This is a genomic window from Pedobacter sp. MR2016-19 (assembly GCF_014947265.1).
Taxonomy (GTDB): domain Bacteria; phylum Bacteroidota; class Bacteroidia; order Sphingobacteriales; family Sphingobacteriaceae; genus Pedobacter.
In genome coordinates this window covers 1-415 of record NZ_JADCNK010000058.1, presented here as the reverse complement: position 1 = coordinate 415, position 415 = coordinate 1, and the positions used below count along the sequence as shown (strand labels likewise).

At 41.2% G+C, this 415-nt stretch carries 1 protein-coding gene; it reads right to left on the bottom strand.

Features of this window, described 5'->3' with window-relative positions; all coding sequences use genetic code 11:
* On the bottom strand, positions 1 to 415 hold a 415-nt coding region (locus IM793_RS24710; RefSeq protein WP_193426177.1), incomplete at both ends, for a putative Ig domain-containing protein.

The window sequence follows — 415 nt, the reverse complement described above, 5'->3', positions numbered from 1 at the left end:
GTACCAGTTATAAGTTACACCAGCCTGTAGGTTACTCACTGTTAAAGTAGCAGTGCTTCCGGTACATACGGTAGCTGAAGCCACAAGCGGTGCATTTACAGTTACGGTTATGGCATAAGTCGTTGTTGCTTTATTATTGTTAGCATCTGTAGCGGTTAAAGCAACATTATAAGTACCACCTTGCGTCGGTGTTCCGGTAATTTCTCTTGTAGTAGGGTTGAAAGATAATCCAGGAGGAAGGTCTGTTACTACATATGTATACGGAGACGTTCCACCTGTTACAGCCGGTAATGTTTGCGGTAAGTAAGAAGAACCAACAATACCGTTAGGTAAAGTTTTTGTCGGTAAAGTTAAGGTACCATTTACTTTAATTGGATAAGTATTACTTGCTGTTTTACCCTGGCTATCGGTAACC